The sequence below is a fragment of the Thiolapillus sp. genome, from assembly GCF_048562965.1.
Lineage (GTDB): Bacteria > Pseudomonadota > Gammaproteobacteria > Chromatiales > Chromatiaceae > Thiolapillus > Thiolapillus brandeum_A.
Genome location: NZ_JBHNMF010001274.1, coordinates 1 through 733, shown reverse-complemented (window position 1 = coordinate 733; position 733 = coordinate 1). Strand labels below are relative to the sequence as shown.

General features: G+C 51.3%; 1 protein-coding gene and 1 pseudogene. Both read right to left on the bottom strand.

Annotated features, from left to right (window positions below; translation table 11 throughout):
- A pseudogene (locus ACOCD2_RS23780) lies at positions 1–339 on the bottom strand (hypothetical protein); the annotation flags it as partial.
- A 21-nt stretch (positions 340–360) separates the two neighbouring features.
- Complete coding sequence (locus tag ACOCD2_RS23775; RefSeq protein WP_308317821.1) at positions 361–558, bottom strand: hypothetical protein; 198 nt, start codon at positions 556–558, stop codon at positions 361–363.
- Positions 559–733: the final 175 nt, after the last annotated feature.

Below are 733 nucleotides of genomic sequence, written 5' to 3'. Positions count from 1 at the left end.
ACGAACTACAACGGCTTGTAAGGGAATTAACCCTGTTCGGATGGTTTCATCCCGTACTGGCTCCCGACTATTTGCAGCATACCAAGGGTTTCCAGGTTTCTTTTTCTTATTGGAAAGCATCCGCTGCCAGCCATGGAGAGCGAAGCGAAGGCTGGTAGTCCCCAGTAGCCGCGAGACCGCACTGTTTTCCCGGCGTGCCTTGCGCCAGAGGGAAAACAAAGTAGGCCTACGAACGCGGCGTCCAGTCATTGGGAGACAAGTACGGAGCAGCAACGAGCTTGCGAAGTTGTTGCGCAGTGCTTGGTGACCAGGACGGCTGGGGCACCAATAGGTTGTCAAAGGCCGAGTCGATTTTGGGGACTAGGATGTCCCAAAATCTATCACGAGGCCGAAGACACGCTTGATTTTTACCCATGCTTTCCGGCTTTCGGTATCGGTTAGTAGAGCTTGCTCATCTGTCATGTCTGTGACCTGGCTAGGGCGCACCCAGCAGTCAGATCCTTCAATGGCTCCAGCGTAAAACATCACATAAATGGTTTTGGCTGCCATTTCTCGGATGAGGTAATTTCGGTGCTCTGTACCTTCAGGGAAAATTTGTGGGAGTCTTTCAGCGATCGTAACTACTCACCCCTAAGATGAGTACAAGCCTGCCTCCATGGATCTACAATCGCTTTTTCATGTCTGTAGAGGCTTGACATCATAGTACGCCGAGTCTATGCTATTGACCCAACAC